This window comes from Allobosea sp. BE125 (assembly GCF_031456075.1).
Taxonomy (GTDB): domain Bacteria; phylum Pseudomonadota; class Alphaproteobacteria; order Rhizobiales; family Beijerinckiaceae; genus Allobosea.
The window spans coordinates 274,954-294,592 of record NZ_JAVDTY010000003.1 but is presented as its reverse complement, the minus strand read 5'-3'; the positions used below and the strand labels follow the sequence as shown (position 1 = coordinate 294,592).

Here is a 19,639-nt window from a genome sequence, read left to right as displayed (position 1 = left end):
GCTCTCCTCAATGCCCGAGATAGGCTTCGATCACAGCCGGATTGGCCCTGACCTGCGCCGGCGTGCCCTCGGCCAGCACCTTGCCTTCGGCCAGTACGATCACCCGCGAGCACAGCGACATCACGAAATCCATGTTGTGCTCGATCACCACGAAGGTCGCGCCCTGTTCGGCGTTGATGGCGCGCAGCCGCTCCTTCAGGTCGCCAAGCATGGTCAGATTGACCCCGCCGGCCGGCTCGTCGAGCAGCACCAGGCGCGGGCCGGCCATGAAGGCCATGGCCGCGTCGAGCAGCTTTTGCTGGCCGTAGGAGAGCCCGCCCGCCTTTTCGTCGATCAGATGGCCGAGCTTGAAGAAGCTGATCATCTGATCGGCCTTCTTGGACAGCCCGGCGTCTCGTGCTCCGAAGAAGCGCGACAGCATCGAGCCCTCATGCTCCTGGCCCGCCAGGATCAGGTTCTCGCGCACCGAAAGCTCGGGGAAGACCTGCAGCAGCTGGAAGGTGCGGCTGACGCCGCGCCGGTTGAGCTCGGAAGGGCGCAGATTGGTGACGTCCCGGCCGTCGAGCTTGACCGAGCCTTCGCTCGGCTCGAGCTGGCCCAGGATGCAGTTGAACAGGGTCGACTTGCCGCAGCCATTGGGGCCGATGATGCCGAGGATCTCGCCTTCATTGACCGAGAAGGAGACCCCGTTGACGGCCTTGATGCCGCCGAAGGCCTTGTGCAGGTTGGTGACTTCCAGAACCTTGTTGGATTCCCGGACCTTGTTGGCTTCAACGACTTTGTTGGCTTCGAGAACCTGGGCCATCAGCGCGCTCCCGCCTTGCCGCTAAGCTTCGCCCAGCCGCGCTCCAGCAGTCCGCTCACCCCTTGCGGGCAGGCGATCAGCAGCAGCATGACGATGGTGGCGAAGATGATGAGATAGAGCGAACCGGCAAAGCGCAGCCATTCCGGCAGCACGACGCCGAGCAGCGCGCCGATGAAGGGCCCGAGCAGGTAGCCGGCGCCGCCCGCGACCACCATCAGCAGCAGGAAGAAGCTCTGCGACAGCGAGAAGGGCGAGGGGTCTATGAACTCGACCAGCGGCGCGTAGAGCGCGCCGGCAAAACCCGCATAGGCCGAGCCGATGGCGAAGGCGAGCAGCGTGTACATCCGCGTGTCGACGCCAAGGCTTGCCGCCCGGATCGGGTTCTCGCGCAAGGCGGTGAAGGCGCGGCCCCAGGGGCTGCGGATCATCCACCACAGCACGACGGCGAGGATGAAGGTGACGACGACGACGAAGCGGTGGAATTCGAGCGCGCCGAACAGCTTGATGCCGAAGAACTCCGGCCGGTTGATGTTGGAGATGCCGAAGACACCGCCGGTGAGCCATTGCTCGTTGCGCATGATCAGCCAGATCAGCGTCGAGAAGGCGAGCGTGACGAAGGCGAGGTAATGCGCCTTGACCCGTAGCGCCGGAAAGCCGAGCACGAGGCCGACGGCGAAGGTCAGGAGCCCCGACAGCGCGAAGGCGGCATACCAGGAGACGCCGTATTTCGTGGTCAGGATCGCGGTGGCATAGGCGCCGAGCCCCATGAAGGCGGCCTGCGCGAGCGACTTCAGCCCGGCATAGCCCAGCGTCAGGTTCAGCCCCGTCACCGCGACACTCATCACCAGCCAGAGCGACAGCACATAGGTGCCGTAGCGGCCCATGCCGACCGGGGCGAACCAGAGGATGACGGCGCCCGCTATCAGCGTGAGCAGCGAGCCGTCGACGAAAGCGGGCAGGGAGAGGCGGCTGCGCTGCGGCAGGCTCTCATGCTGCAGGCTCTCATGGGTTGCGGGCGCGGTCATACGCGGCGCTCCTCTTTGCGGCCCATCAGGCCTTCCGGCTTGAGCAGGATGACGACGACGAGCAGGACGAGCGGCACGGCGAGCCGGTATTGCGTCGAGATATAGGCGGCGGCCATTGAGTCGACGATGCCGACGATCAGCCCGCCGACGAGCGCGCCGCGGACCTGGTTGAAGCCGCCCACGATCGCCGCGATGAAGGCGAACAGGCCGATGACCTCGCCATTGGAGAATTTCGCCAGATAGATCGGCGAGATCAGCACGGAGGCAACGACCGCAAGCGCGGCGTTGATGACGAAGGTCAGCAGTACCATGCGCTCCACGGGGATGCCGAGAATCCGCGCGACCGTCGGATTCTGCGCCGTCGCCTGCATCTGGCGGCCGAGCCGGGTTCCGCCGACGAACCATTGCAGCGCCCAGATCACAGCGAAGGCGACCGCGATGATCGCCAGATGCTGCAGCGAGATCGAGGCGCCGAAGACCGAGATGGTCTGCGAGGGCACGAAGGAGGGGAAGTTCTGCGCCTCGGCTGAGAAGCCGTCCTTGGCGCTTTCCTTCATGATGATCGACAGCGCCATGGTCGCGATCGCGAGCGGCAGCACGCCATGCTTGATCATCGGATCGACCACCGCGATCTTGAAGCCGACGCCGAAGACCAGAAGGAAGGCGGCGATGCCGATCAGCGCGCCCAACCAGATCGGCGCGCCGAACAGCTTGATCGCGAGCAGGACGAGCACGGCCGGCAGCATGACGAACTCGCCCTGGGCGAAGTTGATCGTCTGCGAGGTCTGCCAGACCAGCGTGAAGCCGATGGCGGCGAGCGCATAGATCGCGCCCGTTGCGATGCCGGCGATGAGATAGGCGATGAATTCGGCCATGGCTTGGTGCCCTGCGATGGAGCGTCATGGTCGGGCCCGACCCGACCATCTCTGGATGAAGGCAGGCTCGTCGCCCTCACCGTCATTGCGAGGAGCGTAGCGACGAAGCAATCCAGGGGGAGGCGGAGCGCTGCCGCTCCCGGATTGCTTCGGCTCACGCTCGCAATGACGGGAGCGCGCTCGCGCCTTACGGCTTGAGCTTCGGCAAGGTGGCGTTGATCACCTGCTTGCCGTCGATCACCTCGGCGAGGAAGCTTTCGCGGTCGAGGTCGCCATTCTGCTCGATCGTGGTCTCCATCAGGATCCCGGGCTCCTCGGAGGGCTTGATCGTCGCGCCGCGCAGCGTGTCGGCGACGCCCTTCTTGTCGAACTTCTTCTGCTTCTCGGTCGCCCATTTGACCATGTAGACGGCCATATAGCCCTTCAGGCCGTTATGGTCGGGGGTGTAGTTGAATTTGGCGATGAACTTCTTGCCGAACTCCTGGAAGGCCGGGATCGGCGCCTCGATCGAGAGCCCGACATGGCCCTTGACGCCGTTGGCGGCTTCGCCCGCGAGCTCGATCACCTTGGCGCCGAGCAGCGTGGTCTCGCCGATCATCGGCTTGGTGATGCCCTGCTGCTTGGCGGCGCGCAGGAAGCGGGCGCTCTCCTCTTCGTTGAGATAGACGAAGACGGCGTCGGCATTGGCGTTCTTGATCTTGATCGCGTCGGCGGCGAAATCGGCCTGGCCCTGTTCGGTGGCGACATCGACGGCAACCTTGATGCCGGCCTTCTCCAGCTCGGGGATGATCGCGTCGCGCCCGCCCTTGCCGAAATCGTTATTGACCCAGACGACGGCGACGGAACCTGCCTTGACGGTGTTCTTCAGGTAATTGGCGATCTTGGGCATCGCAGCCGTCTGGCTGAGCGAGGTCCGGAAGATGTAAGGGTTGCCCTGCTTGGTGAAGCCAGCGGCCTCGCCCCCGACGATCTGGGCGATTTCGGCGCGCTGGGCGATCTGCATGGAGGCGCCGATCGGGCCGGAGAAGACCGGGCCGAGCACCGCATAGGTGCCCTCGTCGATGGCGCGCTGCACGGCGGCCCGGGTGTTCCCGGGATTGCTCTGGGTGTCGTAATGCACGATCTCGATCTGCTTGCCGAGAATGCCGCCCTTGGCGTTGATCTCGCCGACGGCAAGGTCGACGCCGCTCTTCCAGTTGGTGCCCGAGGTCGCGCCCGGGCCCGACAGCTCGATGACGTCGACGAGCTTGACCTTGTCCTGTGCCAGCGCCGGCAGGCCAAGGCCCGCTGTCAGCGCCGCTGCGATGATCCAATGCCTCTTCATGGTGTCGTCTCCTCCAGAGATCGGTTTGGTCTTGTGTCTCGCCCGGTTCTTCGGGTCGTCGTCAGGCTGCGCGGTGGGTGGCCTCCTGCGCCGCCAGGGTTTCGTCGAAGGCCTGGGCGATCGCGCTATGCGATGGCGCCTGGCCCGTAAACAGCGTGAAGGCGTCGATGGCCTGGTTGATGCTGAGCTCGCGCCCGGTCATCACCGTCGCGCCGGCGCTTTGAGCGGCTTTCAGCAGCGGTGTCCAGAGCGGATGATAGACCGCGTCCGCTACCCATTGAGATTTGTCGATGAGCCCGGCGGGGACGGGCGTGTCGCGGTTCGGCAGCATGCCGATCGGCGTGCCGTTGACGATGCCCGCCGCACCGCTGACGGCGGCCTCCACGCTGGTTGCGATTTCGACGGTTGCGTGCCGGCCAAGCTGCGCCGCCAGAGCCTTGGATTTGGCCGGGTCGAGATCGAACAGGCGCAGTGTCTTGACGCCGCAGGAGGCGAGCGCGAAGCCGATCGCCTTGCCGACGCCGCCGGTTCCGATGATCGCGACGGGCGCGTCGCCATCCCTGCGCTTCAGCGCGCGATAGGCCGTGGCGAAGCCGCTGGCGTCGGTGTTGTAGCCCGTGAGCAGGCCGTCCCGCGCCACGATGGTGTTAACCGCACCCATGGCGGCGGCCTCGGGCGCAAGCGCGTCGAGCAGCGGGATGACCGCTTCCTTGTAGGGGAAGGTGATGTTGAGGCCGGAAAAGCCGAGCCGGCGCACGCCGTCCAGGATCACCGCGAGATCGGCCTCCTTGGCGCCGGCGATGTCGATGAGGTGGTAATGCAGCGCCAAGCCGGCGGCACCAGCCGCGGCCTCGTGCATGGCGGGCGCGGCGGAATGCGCGATCGGCGAGCCGATCAGCCCGAGCAGCACGCGCTTCGTGCGGTTGGCTATGGGAAAAGCCGGCATATCGTCCCTCGCGGCTCGCTCGTCATCTCAGCAGGCGTTGCCGAGCGTCACATAGCCCGATCTGGCGGGATAACGCGATAACCAATCCATCGCCATTACCTAACCTGATGTTATTTTCGGCAGCGAGGATTGAGCGGCCAGTTGTGCGCGCGGCGTCACCACCGCGTTCATCTCCTCGCGCAGCAGCGCCACAAAGGTTTCGGCATAAAGCGAGGGCGCTTTGTCGTTCTTCACAGCGACATAGGTCTGGAACCGCGTCGGCTCGGCGATCGGGATCGTGGTGATGCCCTGCATCGAGCCATGCGCCACGGTGAACTGGTCGATCACCGCGATACCGAGCCCGGCGCGCACCAGCGAGCACACCGTCGTGCCGAAGCGCGCCTTGATGACCATGTCATAGGCCAGGCCCTGCTGCTTGAAGATCTCGGCCATGACCCGGCCATAGGGGTCGTTGGGGTCGATACCGATCAGCGGGTGCTGCACGATCTCGGCGGCGGAGATCGACGACCTGCCGGCGAGCGCATGCCCGTCTGGTACGATGCAGAGCAATTCGCCTTGGCTCAGCGGAACGAAATCGATGCCGGGATGGTCGAGCTTGTAGCTCATTGCCGCGATCTCGCCCTTGCCGAGCAGGAGATAGTCGAGCGCCTCCTCGATCTTCAGGATGTTGATGTCGAGCCTGAGATCGGGATGCTTGCGCCGCAGCCGCTCGATCGCGCGCGGCACCATGACATGGCAGATGCTCGGCACCGAGCCGATCCTGAGCTCGATGCCGCCGCCGCGCTCGATGCGGGCGAGCGTGTAATGCAGGTCGTCGACCTTCTTATAGACGCCGTTGATCTGCTCGAAGATGTCGTTGGCCTCGGGCGTCGGCACATAGCGCCCATGCCGGCGCTCGAACAGCTTGAGCCTGAGCGTGCGCTCGGTGTGCTTCATCAAGCGGCTGATGCCGGGCGCCGAGACATTGAGGAGTTTTGCCGCGCCCGAGATCGTGCCGGTGATCATGATGGCGCGGATCACCTCGATCTGGCGCAAGGTCAGCATGAATGGCGTTTCCCTCGAGTTTTTGCTTTTGCGCAAGCGGAGGCGAGGGCGGGGGTGGAGTCAAGCGGGACGACGTTCGAGTCTGAGCTTCTCGCCCCGACCTTAGCCGACGTTGCCGGTGGGGCGTCGGAACCCCCGGAATTGGCCCGTTGCCGACATCGGGAACGTCTGCTTCCGAGCGTTGCGGTTAGATGTCGTGTGGCAAAGCGGATTTCGAAATTCCGGCGCCATGAGGCTTCTTCGCGTTCAATAGGTCACCGACACCACAATCGTGTCGCTGTAGAGCCCGGGCGACGGGGTCGCTTGTACGGGCACGCGCCCATAGACCGTGGCAGTCTGGGCCACCCCGTTTCCTGTTGCCGAAAGCGTATCGCTACCCAGCGTCTGGCCAAAGGCCTGTGTTCGGGCCGCATTCCGATAGAGGCCGTAGGTCACGATCTCGCCTCCCTTGGTCATGCGCCGCAAGGTCGGATTGGTCGCCCCCGAGAGGCCGCCATCGAGGCCGATCTGGTACGACGTCCCATTGGTGCAAGTCGGAGCCAGCGTCGTGCTCGCATCATGCTGGGCGCTGAGGATGCCAAATGAGCCGAAGCTCAGATTGTTGGTGGTGACGCGGCAGGTCGCGGGCACATTGGCCGTGACCGCGAAGCTCGTCGTCTGCGAGTTCGTCAGCAGGTTGCACCCGAGCAGGAAGGACAGAAGCCCATAGCGGATCCGCGCATCGGTTCCGGTGAAGCTGCTGGAATAGGAGAGCGGGGCGACGGTCGCCTGGCCGCTATAGACGCGGCCAAAGATCGTCTGGTTGCGGCTGCCGCTGCCGCCTGCCGACAGGACGATATTGAAGCCCACCGGCGAGGCGCTTCCCCCCGGCCAGGCACCGGAGCCCCATGGCGATCCGGCGGAAGCATCGCTGAAGAGCCCATAGCGAAGCTGGTCGGCACCATTCAGCATGAAGCGATTGGCGGCGCTGGTGCCGCCACCCGAACCCGGCCCGAGGTCGAGACAGACCCCGACCGTCGAGAACGCAAGCCCAGTACACGATACCGTCGCCGTCGCGCTGGCATCCACCTGCGCATTGGCGGTCACGTCGATATCGCCGAAGGCCAGCGGCGTGATGCTCAACGAGCAGGACTGCGCCACAGCCGGAGCCTCGATCGACAGCAGGGCCAGCACGGCGACTGCCGGCAGGGCCAGGTAACGCCGGAAGAAGCGTCTTACCGACATGACACGGGCCCCAGCGTGACCTGCGTGGCCTGACGCGGTTCGAAGGAAAAACGGGCCCGGCATTCGCCCTTGTCGAGCTGGACCACGATGTCGTTGCCGGGCCCCAGATTCTCGACGAAGGCGCGACCGTCATAGCCAACGACGAATTCGAGTGCCGCCGCCGTCCCGCGCAGCCCGGGCTGAAGCGCGCCGCTCAGGCCTGCCCGGAGCGGCTTGCCGTCGGCGCCATGCAGGATGACGATCGCCGCGTTCGAGGCTGATCTGACACCGAAATCGACCACGACCCCGGCGCGGTCCGTCGGAGCCAAGACCTCCAGCGTCGTCTCGGCGAGCGAGGTCACGGGGAGCCCGCGAGGATCGATCGAAACCTTGTTGGACTGGTAGGATCGCAAGGTCGGAATCAGCGCGTTGCCGCTGGCGTTGGTGCGCGCGACGACGCGGTTCTCGTAAAGGACATCAACGTCGGGAGCTCCCGCCTTGGCAACCGCGAAGGCATCGTCGATGCGATTGCCCAGGAACAGATCGCCGCCGGCCAGCACGATGGAACCGTCGAGCTGGGCCGTTCCCGAGAGCCGATCGCTGGCCTGCGTCACGCCGGCTTCGACCTGGCCATAATTGCCGCGATAGGCGAGCGATGCCGAGCGTCGCTGCTGGCCGCCCTGGCCCTCGACATCGCGCACGCGCCAGCCGACGCTGCCGACCTCCTGCCGGAGCGGCTTGCTGACATCGGCCGCGAGCGCCCAGTTTGTGCCGGAGCGGCTCGTGCCTGTCGACGCGGTGATGTCGGCGCCGAAGGGGAAGGACAAGCCGGCGAAAATGCCGGCCGAGCGGCGATCGTCCAGATCGGTGAAAACAGTCGCGTAGAACGACCCGCCGCTCGGCAGCGCACGGGTATAGCTCGCATTGACGACGCGGTTCGAGCGTCCGACAGCCGGCTTCACATGCGCGAAGCCGAAGCTGACGCCGCCGCCCAGCATGGGTACGGGAAAGCCGACCGAGAGCCGGTCGAGCGCGCGCGGCGGCAGCAGGAGGCGCCCCCATGTGACGGCGTCCGCTGCCGAGGTTCCAGCCATCGCGACATAGCCCGCCAGGCCGTTCGCGCCGGGAAGGGCGGCGACCGGCGGCACCGTGACCGAGGCGAGGTCGCGATATGCGCCGAGGCTCCGCTGCGATGAGGCCAGGAATGAGACACCCCAGAGCTGCGTCTCAAAGGAAAGATGCGCCTGGCCACCCGTGGCGCCACCCTGCCAACTGCCCGCTCCGGCCGCGCTGATAAGGCCGAATCGGCCGAGACCGAACACGCCGCCGAGGCTCGCCGTGCCCAGCCCCTGCGTCGCCTCGGCATGCGCCAGCACCGTGACATTGTCGCTGACCCCGTAGCGGGCGCTACCGGAGCCGGCGATGTCGCCGCCATAAATGCTCGATCGCAGCCCGTATTGCAGCCGGGGCGCGCCGATCTCGGCGGAGAAGTCGAACAAGCCTGGGCGCAGCAGCTTGCTCGAGACGATGAAGGGCAGGTTCGCCTCGGTCTGCTGGCCCGACGCATCCCGCACGACGACATTCGCATTGCCGTTTCCCGACAGGATCGGGATGTTGGTGATGCGGAACGGACCGCTGCCGACATCCTGGGAGATCGTCTTGGTGCCGTTGACGAAGACATCGACGGTCGAGGGAACGGCTGCGCTGCCGGTGACGCTGGGTAGGGGCAAGGTGATCAGGTCCGGCCGCAACCCGAAATTGCGCTGGACCTGCAGCCCGCCCATGCGGATCGGCCGGGTCCAGGCCAGGCCGCCCGAGATCATGTCGCCGGCACGGTAAGTCAGCATGGTGCCGGGATCGGAATAGCTCCAGCTCGTTTCCAGCCGCAGCGCCTCTGTGCGCCCGCCGCCCAGCGACTGGTCGCTGACGATGCCCGTCTGTGACAGCACGCCGAACGGGCTGAAGACACGCGCATCGAGGTTCGCCGAAAGACTGGGATAGCGCCAGAAACTGCCGAATTTCTTGCCCTCGGAGCTGCCGAACAGTGTGTAGTTCAGCACGGCGCCGGTCCCGGCAGAACCGGCCGTCGGCGAAGGGACGTCCCTGGCTGCCGCGTCATAGGTCTTGGGCAGCCGGCCCGCCTGCGGCAGTCGGATATCGATCCTCTGGGCCGCCTCATCATAGCGATAGGTCAAAGCGGGGATCGCGGAGAGGGGCACATCCTCATCCCGCTGGAATACCTGGGGCACCCTGATGCCAAGTTCCTCGAGTTCCTTGCGGCGGGCCGAGATCTCGCCGTTCCCGCCCTGGTGAAAGGCTCCGATCAGCCCGATCGCCTGCCCGTCGAAGAGAACGTCGAGATGCAAGCCGCGTTCGGGGCGGCCATCGCCGGCTCGCCCTTCCGCAGCCCAGCAGGCATGACCGAACATCAGCAGAAGCACCGCCAACGCTCTACCGTGCCGTTTGCACGGGGAATGTTGCATGGAACGGACCAGTTTCGGTCATGCCGGAGATGGTGACGCTTGCACCGGATTTCGCCGGGCGCGCCGGCGTGGCGATATCCCACCGCATCGAAGACCTACCGAGGGAATACCCGAGCAGCCCCTTGCCCGCCGACAGCACCTGTCCCGACGCATCGCGCAGGGTCACGGCGGCCAGGCGAACGCGGGTGTCGCCGCTGTTGACGGCAGCCAGCGTCATGCCCCGGCCGTGCTGGCCGGCGCTCCAGCTTATGGCGGGAAGCGAGGCCGACTTTCCCGTGAAGAAGACGGGCACGAGATGGCGCATGACCAGCGCAACGGTCCCCGAGGCGCGCTTGGGTTTGGGCAACTCGTCGATGACGAGCCGGTAAGCCTCCTCCTTGTCCGGCGGCCGGCTGGCGACACGGATCACGCGCACCGTGTAGTCCTGGCGTGAACGCAGATCGACCAGGGGCGGGCTAGCGACGACATCGTTGGTCGGCTCGAGCCGCTCTACACCGTTCACCTGTGTCCAACGGAAGATTCGGAGCTGCGCGGTGATCGGCTCGACATCGGTGTTTCGCAGCGTGATCGTGGCGGTGGTCGCTGGCGCCGGCAGATCGAGCAGCACCGGCGCGACCTGCAGCGAGGCGGCGCTTGCCTGCCCCGCGAGGCTGGCCGCCAGGACGATGAGGGCGGATATGGTCTTCATCGCGTGTTTCCTTTCGAACTGGGCGCAAGAATCTGCCGGCGAACCGCTTGGCGGCCTCCATCATTGCGAAGCGATCGGTTGCGTTGGGTTCTGCTGCGATGCCGCGGCTCACGCGGCGGCGCGGTAGCCTCTCAATAGGTGACCGTCACCGTGATCGTGTCGGAATAGAGCGCGGGGCTCGGCGTGGTCTGAACAGGCACCCGGCCATAGACCGTGAAGCTCTGTCCGGAGCCGTTTCCGGTTCCCGCGACCGTATCGGTTCCGATCGTCGTGCCCCAGTTCAGTGTCCGGCTGGCGTCGCGAAACAACGAGTAGTTCACCAGCCCCCCGGTGCCGCTCATCTGACGTGTCGTAACGCTCGCGCCGTTCACACCCTGGTTGAGGCCGATCGTATAGGGCGTCGTGTTCGTGCACTGGACGGAGATTGTGCTCGTCGTGTCGATATTGGCAGCGAGGACGCCGACATTGCCGAAGTTAAGGTCCGTCGCGCTCGCAACGACGCATGCGGCCTGTATATTAATCTGTACTTGAAAGTTCCCGACTGCCGTTGCGGCTCTAGAATGAGACGAACACACCACGCAAAAAAACGCAGCGATGGCGATTTTTGGCAGGCTCATGGTGAAATCTCTTTCGATACCTACGATCATAGATTCCTACTGATGAAGGCTAGAGCGGGATGGTTAATGCATCGTGAAAAATGCAACCAAAAGTTGATTATTACAATCTGAAGGGGTGTGACCTGACCCCGTACAGGTCGATGGCTCCACGTTCGAACCTCACCTGAAAGACCGGGTCGCCATATCGCGGCACCGATGATGAGCCAATGCTTGCGGGCCTGGAGTGCTGCGCGAGCGAGCTTGCCGACGGGGATTGGCCCGTTGTCTTCCACGAGCACGGCCGGCGTCATCGCTCGTCCCGGTTTGCGCCCTACGAGTGATCGAGCAGCTCGAGATGAGCGATGACGTCGCTGGCGCCCTTGGCCGGCAGAGTCTCGACGAGCCCTCGAAGCGTCGGGTAAGCCGATAGCAGACGCTGCGAGATCAGGCCGGCCGACGATCGCATTGCGCTTCAATTGTAGGCGTCGTGGTAACGGGGCGTCGTTGCTATCGATGAGAGCTGTCATTACGATGCGGCAGGCTGCTCGGGATGAGGCTATCCTGTTGGTCAGCTCGCTCTGCGAAGGAGGTTTTCATGCCACTTCGAGGTCGCGTCGGACGGCATGTCAGCACCGGCGCCAACTGCCAGAACTGGAAGAGCGACCAGGAGGTCGTGATCGCCCTGCTGAACCGTATCCCGATCGCCGATGGCGGAACCGGGGGAGCCTTGGGCGGACGTATCATCGGCGGGTTTGCTAGCGACGCGCTGTACCAGGCTATCCTGAGCTTCGAGAAACGATATCCCCAGGGCAGGCCGACGGGCTTTGTCGAACCGAATGGGCCGGTGTTGAGGCAATTGGAGGGGTTGGCATCGCGTCCGCCACCCGCACCGCCCAAAAAGCCCGGACAATGGGACGCGATCACGACCAGATCCGTGTCGAAATCGTTGAATGCCGGTTTGGACGGCGACATGACGCTCAGCCATTCCGATGTCGTCAACATCATTCGCAGCACGCTCAGCGATGGCGTTATCACGCCCGATGAGATCAAAGACCTGATGACGATCCTGGCCGTCGCGAAGAGCCTGCAGCAGCGTTCCAAGACAATGCTGACGACGCTCGTCAATGCGATCCGCAAGACGGCGGTCGGCAAGGGGCCCTACAGGCTGGACACGGATCGGCAACTCTTTGCGGCCGGCATTATCTGCGATTTTCTCGAACGCCCGGGATCGAGCCGCTTTCCCTCCCTGGATCGATACGAGGTCGGCGTCGGCCTGCTGATGCGGATCGCCAATCCGGGTTTGATCAAGCAGGACCAGGCGAGCCTGTGCGGACCGGCCGCGCTGCTGTTCAGCGAAGCGGCCGACAACCCCGGCGCTTATGCCCGTTTCGCCATCGACCTCTACGAGAAGGGGCGGGCAAAGCTCAACCGGCTGGAGATCGCACCGGACGAGGACGTGCGGCACTATCGGCCGCCGTCGACGATGGATCACGTCGACTGGATGACCATGGCCAGCATCCGCGATTCCGAGAACTGGTTCTTGGATTATGATAACGCCGACAAGGAGTTCGCCGGCATCACCTTGCCCGGCGAACTGGCGGATTGGTTCCGGCGCGCGGGCTATTCCAAGGTCGAGCAGGACGCCAACATCGTCGCCAGCATGGGCCTCAGCGAAATCGACGATGCCAATCGGCTGTATGCGGACGGCTACCGCATTTGCCTCTTCATCGGCGCGAACATCCTGAGCGAAAAAGACCAGTCGAAAAGCTCGACCACTGCCGAGCATTGGGCCGTTCAGCGGTCGCTGATCGATCGGTCGAACGGCACGGTCAAGCTCAAGGTCTTCACCTGGGGCGATGGCGAGTATCAGATCCCGCACGGCAGCAAGACGCTGCCGGTCGGCGACTTCCTTGGCAATTTCTACGGTTACGTCGCGGGAAAACCATAGCGCGACATCCTCCGTTCGCTGTTTGCGAGCATCCGCCCCTCAAGACATGTCGGCGACGCGCAGCCTGGTCGATTCCATATGCCGGCCGGGGACGATCTCGGCTTGGTCGCGCGGCTCTAGCCTGATCATATTCAAGCAGTCGCTAAACTTGTGCGATGCGGCATAAGTTGCTGCGTTGCAGTGTTTTATCCGCGCTCCGCGGCGCTTGACATGTTTAGTGAATTGATATTCGCTAAACAAATCGCTGAACTTGGACGGCTCGTTCCGAGGCGGCGTGAGGAAACGTCCCGCGTCGGCCGTGCCCCTTCATTTGGCTGTGCCCTTCGCGGTCGCGCAGGTTCACCCGTCACCCCAATGACGGCTGGTGACGGCATGCCAAGGGAGGCCAAAAACATGAACATGATCAGAACATGGATGCTTGCCGCGACCATGGCCGGGAGCACGGCGCTGGCAGCGACGGGAGCTCAGGCGCAAGGCAAATCATTGACGTTGTGCTGGGCGGCCTGGGATCCGGCGAATGCGCTGGTGGAACTCTCCAAGGACTTCACCGCCAAGACCAATATCGCGATGAAGTTCGAGTTCGTGCCCTGGCCGAATTTCGCAGACCGCATGCTCAACGAGCTCAATTCCAAGGGCAAGCTCTGCGACCTGATCATCGGCGACTCGCAATGGATCGGCGGCTCCGCCGAGAACAAGCATTATGTGAAGCTGAACGATTTCTTCGCCAAGGAAGGCATCAAGATCGATGACTTCATGCCGGCGACCGTCACCGGCTATGCCGAGTGGCCGAAGAACACCCCGAATTACTGGGCGCTCCCGGCGATGGGCGACGCGCTCGGCTGGACCTACCGCAAGGACTGGTTCGCCAAGCCGGCGCTGCAGGCCGAGTTCAAGGCCAAGTACAACCGCGATCTCGCCGCGCCCAAGACGCAGACCGAGCTGAAGCAGGTCGCCGAGTTCTTCCAGGGCCGCGACGTCGACGGCAAGAAGGTCTATGGCGCCGCGATCTTCACCGAGCGCGGCTCGGAGGGCATCACCATGGGCGTCGCCAACGCGCTCTATCCCTTCGGTTTCCAATATCAGGATCCCAAGAAGCCTTACGCCATGGCCGGCTTCGTCAATTCCGAGGGCGCCGTGAAGGGGCTCGAATTCTATAAGTCGCTGTTCAAGTGCTGCACGCCGCCGGGCTACTCGAACGCCTATATGCAGGAGGGCCTCGACGCCTTCAAATCCGGCCAGGTGGCGATGCAGATGAACTGGTTCGCCTTTTTCCCCGGCCTGTTCAAGGATCCGAATGTCGGCGGCGACAAGATCGGCTTTTTCGTCAATCCGGGCGAGGCCGTCAAAGGCTCGCAGCTCGGCGGGCAGGGGCTCTCGGTGGTGGCGTACTCGGCCAACCAGACCGAAGCGCTTGCCTATATCAAATGGTTCGCCTCGCTCGAGGTGCAGAAGAAGTGGTGGGAGCTCGGCGGCTACACCTGCCATAAGGGTGTGCTGAACGATGCGGCCTTCCCCAAATCGGCGCCATTTGCCGCCGATTTCCTGGTTGCCATGGGGGAGGTCGTCGATTTCTGGGCCGAGCCGTCCTATGCCCAGCTCCTCCAAGCGATGCAGGCGCGCGTCCACGACTATGTCGTGGCGGATAAGGGCACGGCCAAGCAGGCGCTCGATCTGCTGATCCAGGATTGGACAAAGGTCTTCAAGGAAGACGGCAAGCTCTGAGCTGCTGGCTTCCGGCTCGCCCGAGCCACAGGCTGCGCCTCGCATGAGCAGGCGCAGCCAGTTCCCGACTTTGCCTTGAAACGGTGCCGAGTCATGAATGCGAGCGACATCACCGGCCTCAGGAGCGCGAGGATGCGCGCACCCTATGCCCCGATCGCCCACCGTGTCAGGGGCCTCTCCGACACGACGATCGCCTGGCTCTTCATTGCGCCGACGATGATCCTGCTGCTCGCGATCAACCTCTTCCCGTTGATCTGGACGATCCAGCTCTCCTTCACGAATTACCGCGCCAACCGCCCCAATGCGCCGCTGCGCAATGTCGGGCTCGAGCACTACCAGACCATCCTGTCGGATCCGGAGATCTGGCAGCGTATGCAGGCCACGGCGCATTTCGTTTTCTGGACGATCCTGCTGCAGACCGTGATCGGCTTCGCACTCGCCTATCTGATCGACCGCAAATTCCGTGGCCACGGCTTCTGGACCACGCTGATCCTGATCCCGATGATGCTGTCGCCGGCCGTCGTCGGCAATTTCTGGACCTTCCTCTACCAGCCGCAGATCGGCCTGTTCAATTACGTCGTCTCGTTCTTCTCCGGGCTTGCACCGTCCTCCTTCCAGATGCTGGGCGACGTCACCTTGAGCCCCTGGGCGATCATCATCGTCGATACCTGGATGTGGACGCCTTATGTCATGCTGATCTGCCTGGCAGGGCTCCGCTCGATCCCGGACTACATCTACGAGGCGGCCGAGGTCGACCGCGCCAGCAACTGGCGCCAGTTCATCTCGATCACGCTGCCGATGTGCCTGCCCTTCATCATGCTGGCCGTGCTGTTCCGCGGCATCGAGAACTTCAAGATGTTCGACATGGTCAACCTTTTGACCTCCGGCGGGCCGGGCTCGACCACCGAACTCGCATCGATCACGCTCAAGCGCGCCGCCTTCGAGGCCTGGCGCACCGGCTATTCCTCCGCCTTCGCGATCATCCTGTTCGTCGCCGTGTTCGGGCTGGCGAACATCTATGTGAAGGCCCTGAACAAGGTGAAGGCACGATGAGCGGCGCGACCTCCACCGCCCATTCCGTCGTCGCGCCAAGCGGCCGGGTCAAGCTGCTCGCCGGCGCGATCGTGGTGCTCTACGCGCTGGTGGCGCTCGTGCCGCTGGTCTGGATCGGCCTGACCAGCATCAAGACGCCACCGGACTCGATCTCCTACCCGCCCAAGGTCGTGCCGTTCGTGCATTTCGAGCCCTCGATCGAAGGCTATTGCAATCTCTTCAACACGCGTTCGCGCCAGACAGCGGATTATCTCGCCTCGCTCCCCCCAGTGAACTCGGCCTGCGAAGAGATCACGCGCTCGCGCAGCATGGTCGTCGTCGGACCCTCAAATTATGTGCCGCGCTTCCTCAACTCGCTGATCATCGCCTTCGGCTCGACCGTGCTCTCGGTGGGTCTGGGCACCTGCGCGGCCTATGCCTTCTCGCGCTTCAAGGTGCCTTTGAAGGACGATCTGCTCTTTTTCATCCTGTCGACGCGGATGATGCCGCCCATCGCCGTCGCGATCCCGATCTTCCTGATGTACCGCGAGCTCGGCCTCTCCGATACGAGGCTCGGGATGATCCTGCTCTACACCTCGGTCAATGTTTCGCTCGCCGTCTGGCTGCTCAAGGGCTTCATCGACGAGATCCCGCGCGAATACGAGGAAGCCGCCATGATCGACGGCTATACGCGGCTGCAGGCCTTCCGGAAGGTCGTGCTGCCGCAGGCCACGACCGGCATCGTCGCGACCGCGATCTTCTGCCTGATCTTCGCCTGGAACGAGTATGCCTTCGCGGTGCTGCTGACCTCCGGCACGGCTCAGACCGCCCCGCCCTTCATCCCGATCATCATCGGGGAGGGCGGGCAGGACTGGCCGGCGGTGGCGGCCGGGACGACCCTGTTCCTGATCCCGATCCTGGTTTTCACGGTGCTGCTGCGCAAGCACCTGCTGCGCGGCATCACCTTCGGGGCGGTGCGCAAATGAACCTGCATGCCAGCCATTCCCGCCAATCGGACGGAGCGCCTCGATCGCGCTGGCCGAAGCTGCTTCGGCGCGGGCCGATGGAGACCTTGGCCACGGTGCTGATCGCGGCCGGCGTGCTGATGTTGCTGCAGCCCTTCTCGCTGACGCTCTACGGCTATTCCTTCGTCACCACGCTCATCGGCGTCGTCATGTTCACCTTCGTCACCAAGTTCCCGGAGTGAACCATGGCCGAGATCCGGGTCGACAATCTGGTGAAACAGTTCGGATCCTTCACGGCGGTGCGGGATACGAGCTTCACGGTCGAGGACGGTGATTTCTTCTGCCTGCTCGGTCCCTCCGGCTGCGGCAAGACCACGACCTTGCGCATGGTGGCGGGGCTCGAACTCCCCTCGGCGGGCTCGATCCGGCTCGATGGCGAGGACGTCACCTTCAAGCGCGCCCGCGAGCGCGATATCGCCATGGTGTTCCAGCTCTTCGCGCTCTACCCGCACATGAACGTGCGCAAGAACATCTCTTTCCCATTGGTCTCGATGGGCGTTCCGAAGGCCGAAATCAGGCGGCGGGTCGAGGACGCCGCGAAGACCTTGCGGATCGAGCATTTCCTCGACAAGCCGGTCTCGGGCCTTTCGGGCGGCGACCGGCAACGGGTCGCGCTCGGGCGCGCCATCGTGCGCGAGCCCAAGGCCTTCATGATGGACGAGCCGCTGGGCGCGCTCGACGCCGAGTTCCGCCATCTGATGTGCGGCGAGCTGCGCGCCCTGCACGACCGGCTGAAGGCGACGACGGTCTATGTCACTCATGACCAGCTGGAGGCCATGTCGATGGCCGACAAGATCGCGGTGATGAATGACGGCATGATCGAGCAACTCGGCCCGCCCCAGGACATCTATGACCGCCCGACCTCGATGTTCGTCGGCGATTTCATCGGCTCGCCCGCGATGAATTTCATTCACTTCGACGGAGCCGCCATCGCGGGCTCGACAGAGGTCACCATCGATGCCGCCGTCATTCCCCTGCCCGAACTGCGCGAGACCCGCGCGCCTGGGCCGCTGGCGCTGGGGGTGCGACCGGAGCAGGTCGTCATCGGCGATCCCGGGCGCCAGGGCGGCGTGTTGCCCGGCGAGATCTTCGGCGCCGAATATCTCGGCACCAATCAGATCGTGACCGTCACCACCCCGCGCGGCATGCTCAAGGTCCGGCTGCCAGCCCATCTGAGGGCGGCGGCCGGTGACCGGGTCAGCCTCTCCTTCAAGCCGGAGCGGCTCTCGTTGTTCGATGCGGCGACCGGCAAGGTCATCCGCTCCGCCCTGCATGAGGCCGGCGCTGCGAGGCGAGCCCATGGCTGAGATCGCTCTGACGCAGGTCTCGAAGCGCTTTGGCGCGGTGAAGGCGGTGGACGATGTCTCGCTCACCATCACTGACGGCGAATTCGTCGTGCTGCTGGGGCCGACCGGAGCGGGCAAGACGACGACCTTGCGCCTCGTCGCCGGGCTGGAGACTCCAGATGACGGCCGGGTCTTCATCGGCGGCGTCGATGTCACCGGCCTGCCGCCGGCGGCCCGCGACGTGACCTTCGTGTTCCAGCAATATTCGCTCTATCCGCATTTGAGCGTCTTCGACAACCTGGCTTTCCCGCTGCGCTCGCCGACGCGGCGCACGCCCGAGGACGAGATCAAGCGCGCTGTGGGCGAGGTGGCGCGGCTGCTGCGGATCGAGGACAAGCTGGGCAACCGCGCGACGCAGCTGTCCGGCGGCCAGATGCAGCGCGTCGCCATCGGCCGTGCCCTGGTGCGCCGCCCGGCGATCTATCTGATGGACGAGCCGCTCTCCTCGCTCGACGCCAAGCTGCGCTCGGAGCTGCGCATCGAATTGAAGCGCATCCAGCAGGATCTCGGCGCGACCATGCTCTACGTCACCCATGACCAGACCGAGGCGATGACGCTCGCCTCGCGCATCGGCGTGATCCATCAGGGCCGGCTTGTGCAGATCGGCTCGCCGCGCAGCATCTATGAGGATCCAGCCGACATCTATGTCGCGACCCGCCTCGGCAGTCCGGGCATCAATCTGGTGCCGCGGGCGCTCTTCCCCGAGATCGACGCGCCGGCGGCTGCGGCCACCATCGGCGTGCGCACCGAACATCTCGCCATCGCCAGGGCCAGCAACGGTGCTGTGACCGGCAGGGTCAACTGGATCGAGCGGCTCGGCGACCAGAACCACCTGCATATCGCGGTGAATCAGCAGCAGATCGTCAGCCTGGTGGATCCCGACGCGGGCCTGGGCGTCGGCGACGACGTGTCGGTGAGCCTGCGTCGACCACTCTTCTTCGATGCGCACGGCCAGCGGGTGAGGTGAAGCATGGACCACGCGCTGAAGACGCATCTGATCACGGCGATGGCCGACACGATCCTGGCGCATGCCGACGAACTGACCGTGCTCGATCAGGCGATCGGCGACGGCGATCACGGCCTGAACATGAAGCGCGGTTTCGAGGCCGTGCTGGCGGAAGCCGACGCGATCGCAGCCAAGCCGCTGCCCGATGCCCTGAAGACGATCGGCACGACGCTGGTCATGAAGGTCGGCGGCGCATCGGGGCCGCTCTACGGCACGCTGTTCATGACGCTCGGCAAGGAGTTGCCGCCGGAGCCGACGATCGCGGATCTGGCGCGGGCGCTGGCTGCCGCAATCGAGGCGGTGAAGGCGCGGGGCAAGTCCGAACTCGGCCAGAAAACCATGCTCGATGTGCTCGGCCCCCTGCAGGCTGCGCTTGCCGAGGGCGGCGCCGATCTCGCCTCGCGCCTGCCGGCGGTCGCAAGCGCAGCGGCCGAGGCGACGCTGCCGCTCAAGGCCATTCGCGGACGCGCCTCGTTTCTGGGCGATCGTTCGATCGGCCATATCGACCCAGGCGCGCGCTCATCGGCGCTCCTGGCTACGGCAATCTGCAACGCCATCGGAGCCTGAAAGC

Annotated in this window: 18 protein-coding genes; 8 read left to right on the top strand and 10 right to left on the bottom strand. The window is 64.6% G+C overall.

What is annotated here, in order from left to right; genetic code table 11:
* Positions 1-7: 7 nt before the first annotated feature.
* The 10 genes from J2Y55_RS09955 to J2Y55_RS09910 form a co-directional block, all read right to left on the bottom strand.
* Positions 8-805, bottom strand: coding sequence for an ABC transporter ATP-binding protein (locus tag J2Y55_RS09955; RefSeq protein WP_310151534.1), 798 nt, complete (start codon positions 803-805; stop codon positions 8-10).
* The gene (locus J2Y55_RS09950) at positions 805-1,830 is read right to left on the bottom strand and encodes a branched-chain amino acid ABC transporter permease (protein WP_310151531.1); all 1,026 of its coding nucleotides are present in this window, start codon (positions 1,828-1,830) and stop codon (positions 805-807) included. The genes J2Y55_RS09955 and J2Y55_RS09950 overlap by 1 nt, the downstream gene beginning before the upstream one ends.
* Entirely contained in the window at positions 1,827-2,705 is an 879-nt protein-coding gene (locus tag J2Y55_RS09945) for a branched-chain amino acid ABC transporter permease (RefSeq protein ID WP_310151529.1), read from the bottom strand. Before J2Y55_RS09945 ends, J2Y55_RS09950 begins: the two co-directional genes overlap by 4 nt.
* Positions 2,706-2,892: 187 nt before the next feature.
* A complete protein-coding gene (locus J2Y55_RS09940) occupies positions 2,893-4,029 on the bottom strand; it encodes an ABC transporter substrate-binding protein (protein ID WP_310151526.1) in 1,137 nt (378 codons plus the stop codon).
* A 61-nt stretch (positions 4,030-4,090) separates the two neighbouring features.
* Positions 4,091-4,975, bottom strand: coding sequence for a shikimate dehydrogenase (locus J2Y55_RS09935; RefSeq protein WP_310151523.1), 885 nt, complete (start codon positions 4,973-4,975; stop codon positions 4,091-4,093).
* 99 nt (positions 4,976-5,074) lie between these two features.
* The gene (locus tag J2Y55_RS09930; RefSeq protein ID WP_310151521.1) at positions 5,075-6,019 is read right to left on the bottom strand and encodes a LysR family transcriptional regulator; all 945 of its coding nucleotides are present in this window, start codon (positions 6,017-6,019) and stop codon (positions 5,075-5,077) included.
* A 246-nt stretch (positions 6,020-6,265) separates the two neighbouring features.
* The gene (locus J2Y55_RS09925; protein ID WP_310151519.1) at positions 6,266-7,243 is read right to left on the bottom strand and encodes a Csu type fimbrial protein; all 978 of its coding nucleotides are present in this window, start codon (positions 7,241-7,243) and stop codon (positions 6,266-6,268) included.
* Complete coding sequence (locus tag J2Y55_RS09920; protein ID WP_310151515.1) at positions 7,234-9,663, bottom strand: fimbria/pilus outer membrane usher protein; 2,430 nt, start codon at positions 9,661-9,663, stop codon at positions 7,234-7,236. The genes J2Y55_RS09925 and J2Y55_RS09920 overlap by 10 nt, the downstream gene beginning before the upstream one ends.
* Before the next feature lie 10 nt (positions 9,664-9,673).
* Complete coding sequence (locus tag J2Y55_RS09915; RefSeq protein ID WP_310151512.1) at positions 9,674-10,393, bottom strand: fimbrial biogenesis chaperone; 720 nt, start codon at positions 10,391-10,393, stop codon at positions 9,674-9,676.
* A gap of 131 nt (positions 10,394-10,524) precedes the next feature.
* A complete protein-coding gene (locus J2Y55_RS09910; RefSeq protein ID WP_310151510.1) occupies positions 10,525-11,010 on the bottom strand; it encodes a Csu type fimbrial protein in 486 nt (161 codons plus the stop codon).
* 652 nt (positions 11,011-11,662) lie between these two features.
* On the opposite strand from J2Y55_RS09910, the gene J2Y55_RS09905 reads away from it, so the two are divergent.
* The 8 genes from J2Y55_RS09905 to dhaL all read left to right on the top strand — a co-directional run bounded on the left by J2Y55_RS09905 (position 11,663) and on the right by dhaL (position 19,635).
* On the top strand, positions 11,663-12,937 hold the full coding sequence (locus J2Y55_RS09905) for a hypothetical protein (RefSeq protein WP_310151508.1): 1,275 nt from the start codon (positions 11,663-11,665) through the stop codon (positions 12,935-12,937).
* Between the two features lie 414 nt (positions 12,938-13,351).
* The gene (locus tag J2Y55_RS09900; protein WP_404978880.1) at positions 13,352-14,659 is read left to right on the top strand and encodes an ABC transporter substrate-binding protein; all 1,308 of its coding nucleotides are present in this window, start codon (positions 13,352-13,354) and stop codon (positions 14,657-14,659) included.
* Between the two features lie 132 nt (positions 14,660-14,791).
* Positions 14,792-15,712: a carbohydrate ABC transporter permease gene (locus J2Y55_RS09895; protein WP_310151505.1), complete on the top strand. Its 921-nt coding sequence runs from the start codon at positions 14,792-14,794 to the stop codon at positions 15,710-15,712.
* On the top strand, positions 15,709-16,677 hold the full coding sequence (locus J2Y55_RS09890; RefSeq protein ID WP_310151501.1) for a carbohydrate ABC transporter permease: 969 nt from the start codon (positions 15,709-15,711) through the stop codon (positions 16,675-16,677). Before J2Y55_RS09895 ends, J2Y55_RS09890 begins: the two co-directional genes overlap by 4 nt.
* Positions 16,674-16,898, top strand: coding sequence for a hypothetical protein (locus tag J2Y55_RS09885; protein WP_310151498.1), 225 nt, complete (start codon positions 16,674-16,676; stop codon positions 16,896-16,898). The genes J2Y55_RS09890 and J2Y55_RS09885 overlap by 4 nt, the downstream gene beginning before the upstream one ends.
* Positions 16,899-16,901: 3 nt before the next feature.
* A complete protein-coding gene (locus J2Y55_RS09880; protein ID WP_310151495.1) occupies positions 16,902-18,023 on the top strand; it encodes an ABC transporter ATP-binding protein in 1,122 nt (373 codons plus the stop codon).
* A complete protein-coding gene (locus J2Y55_RS09875; protein ID WP_310151492.1) occupies positions 18,016-19,029 on the top strand; it encodes an ABC transporter ATP-binding protein in 1,014 nt (337 codons plus the stop codon). Before J2Y55_RS09880 ends, J2Y55_RS09875 begins: the two co-directional genes overlap by 8 nt.
* 3 nt (positions 19,030-19,032) lie before the next feature.
* The gene (dhaL, locus tag J2Y55_RS09870) at positions 19,033-19,635 is read left to right on the top strand and encodes a dihydroxyacetone kinase subunit DhaL (protein ID WP_310151489.1); all 603 of its coding nucleotides are present in this window, start codon (positions 19,033-19,035) and stop codon (positions 19,633-19,635) included.
* The last annotated feature ends 4 nt before the right edge of the window (positions 19,636-19,639 follow it).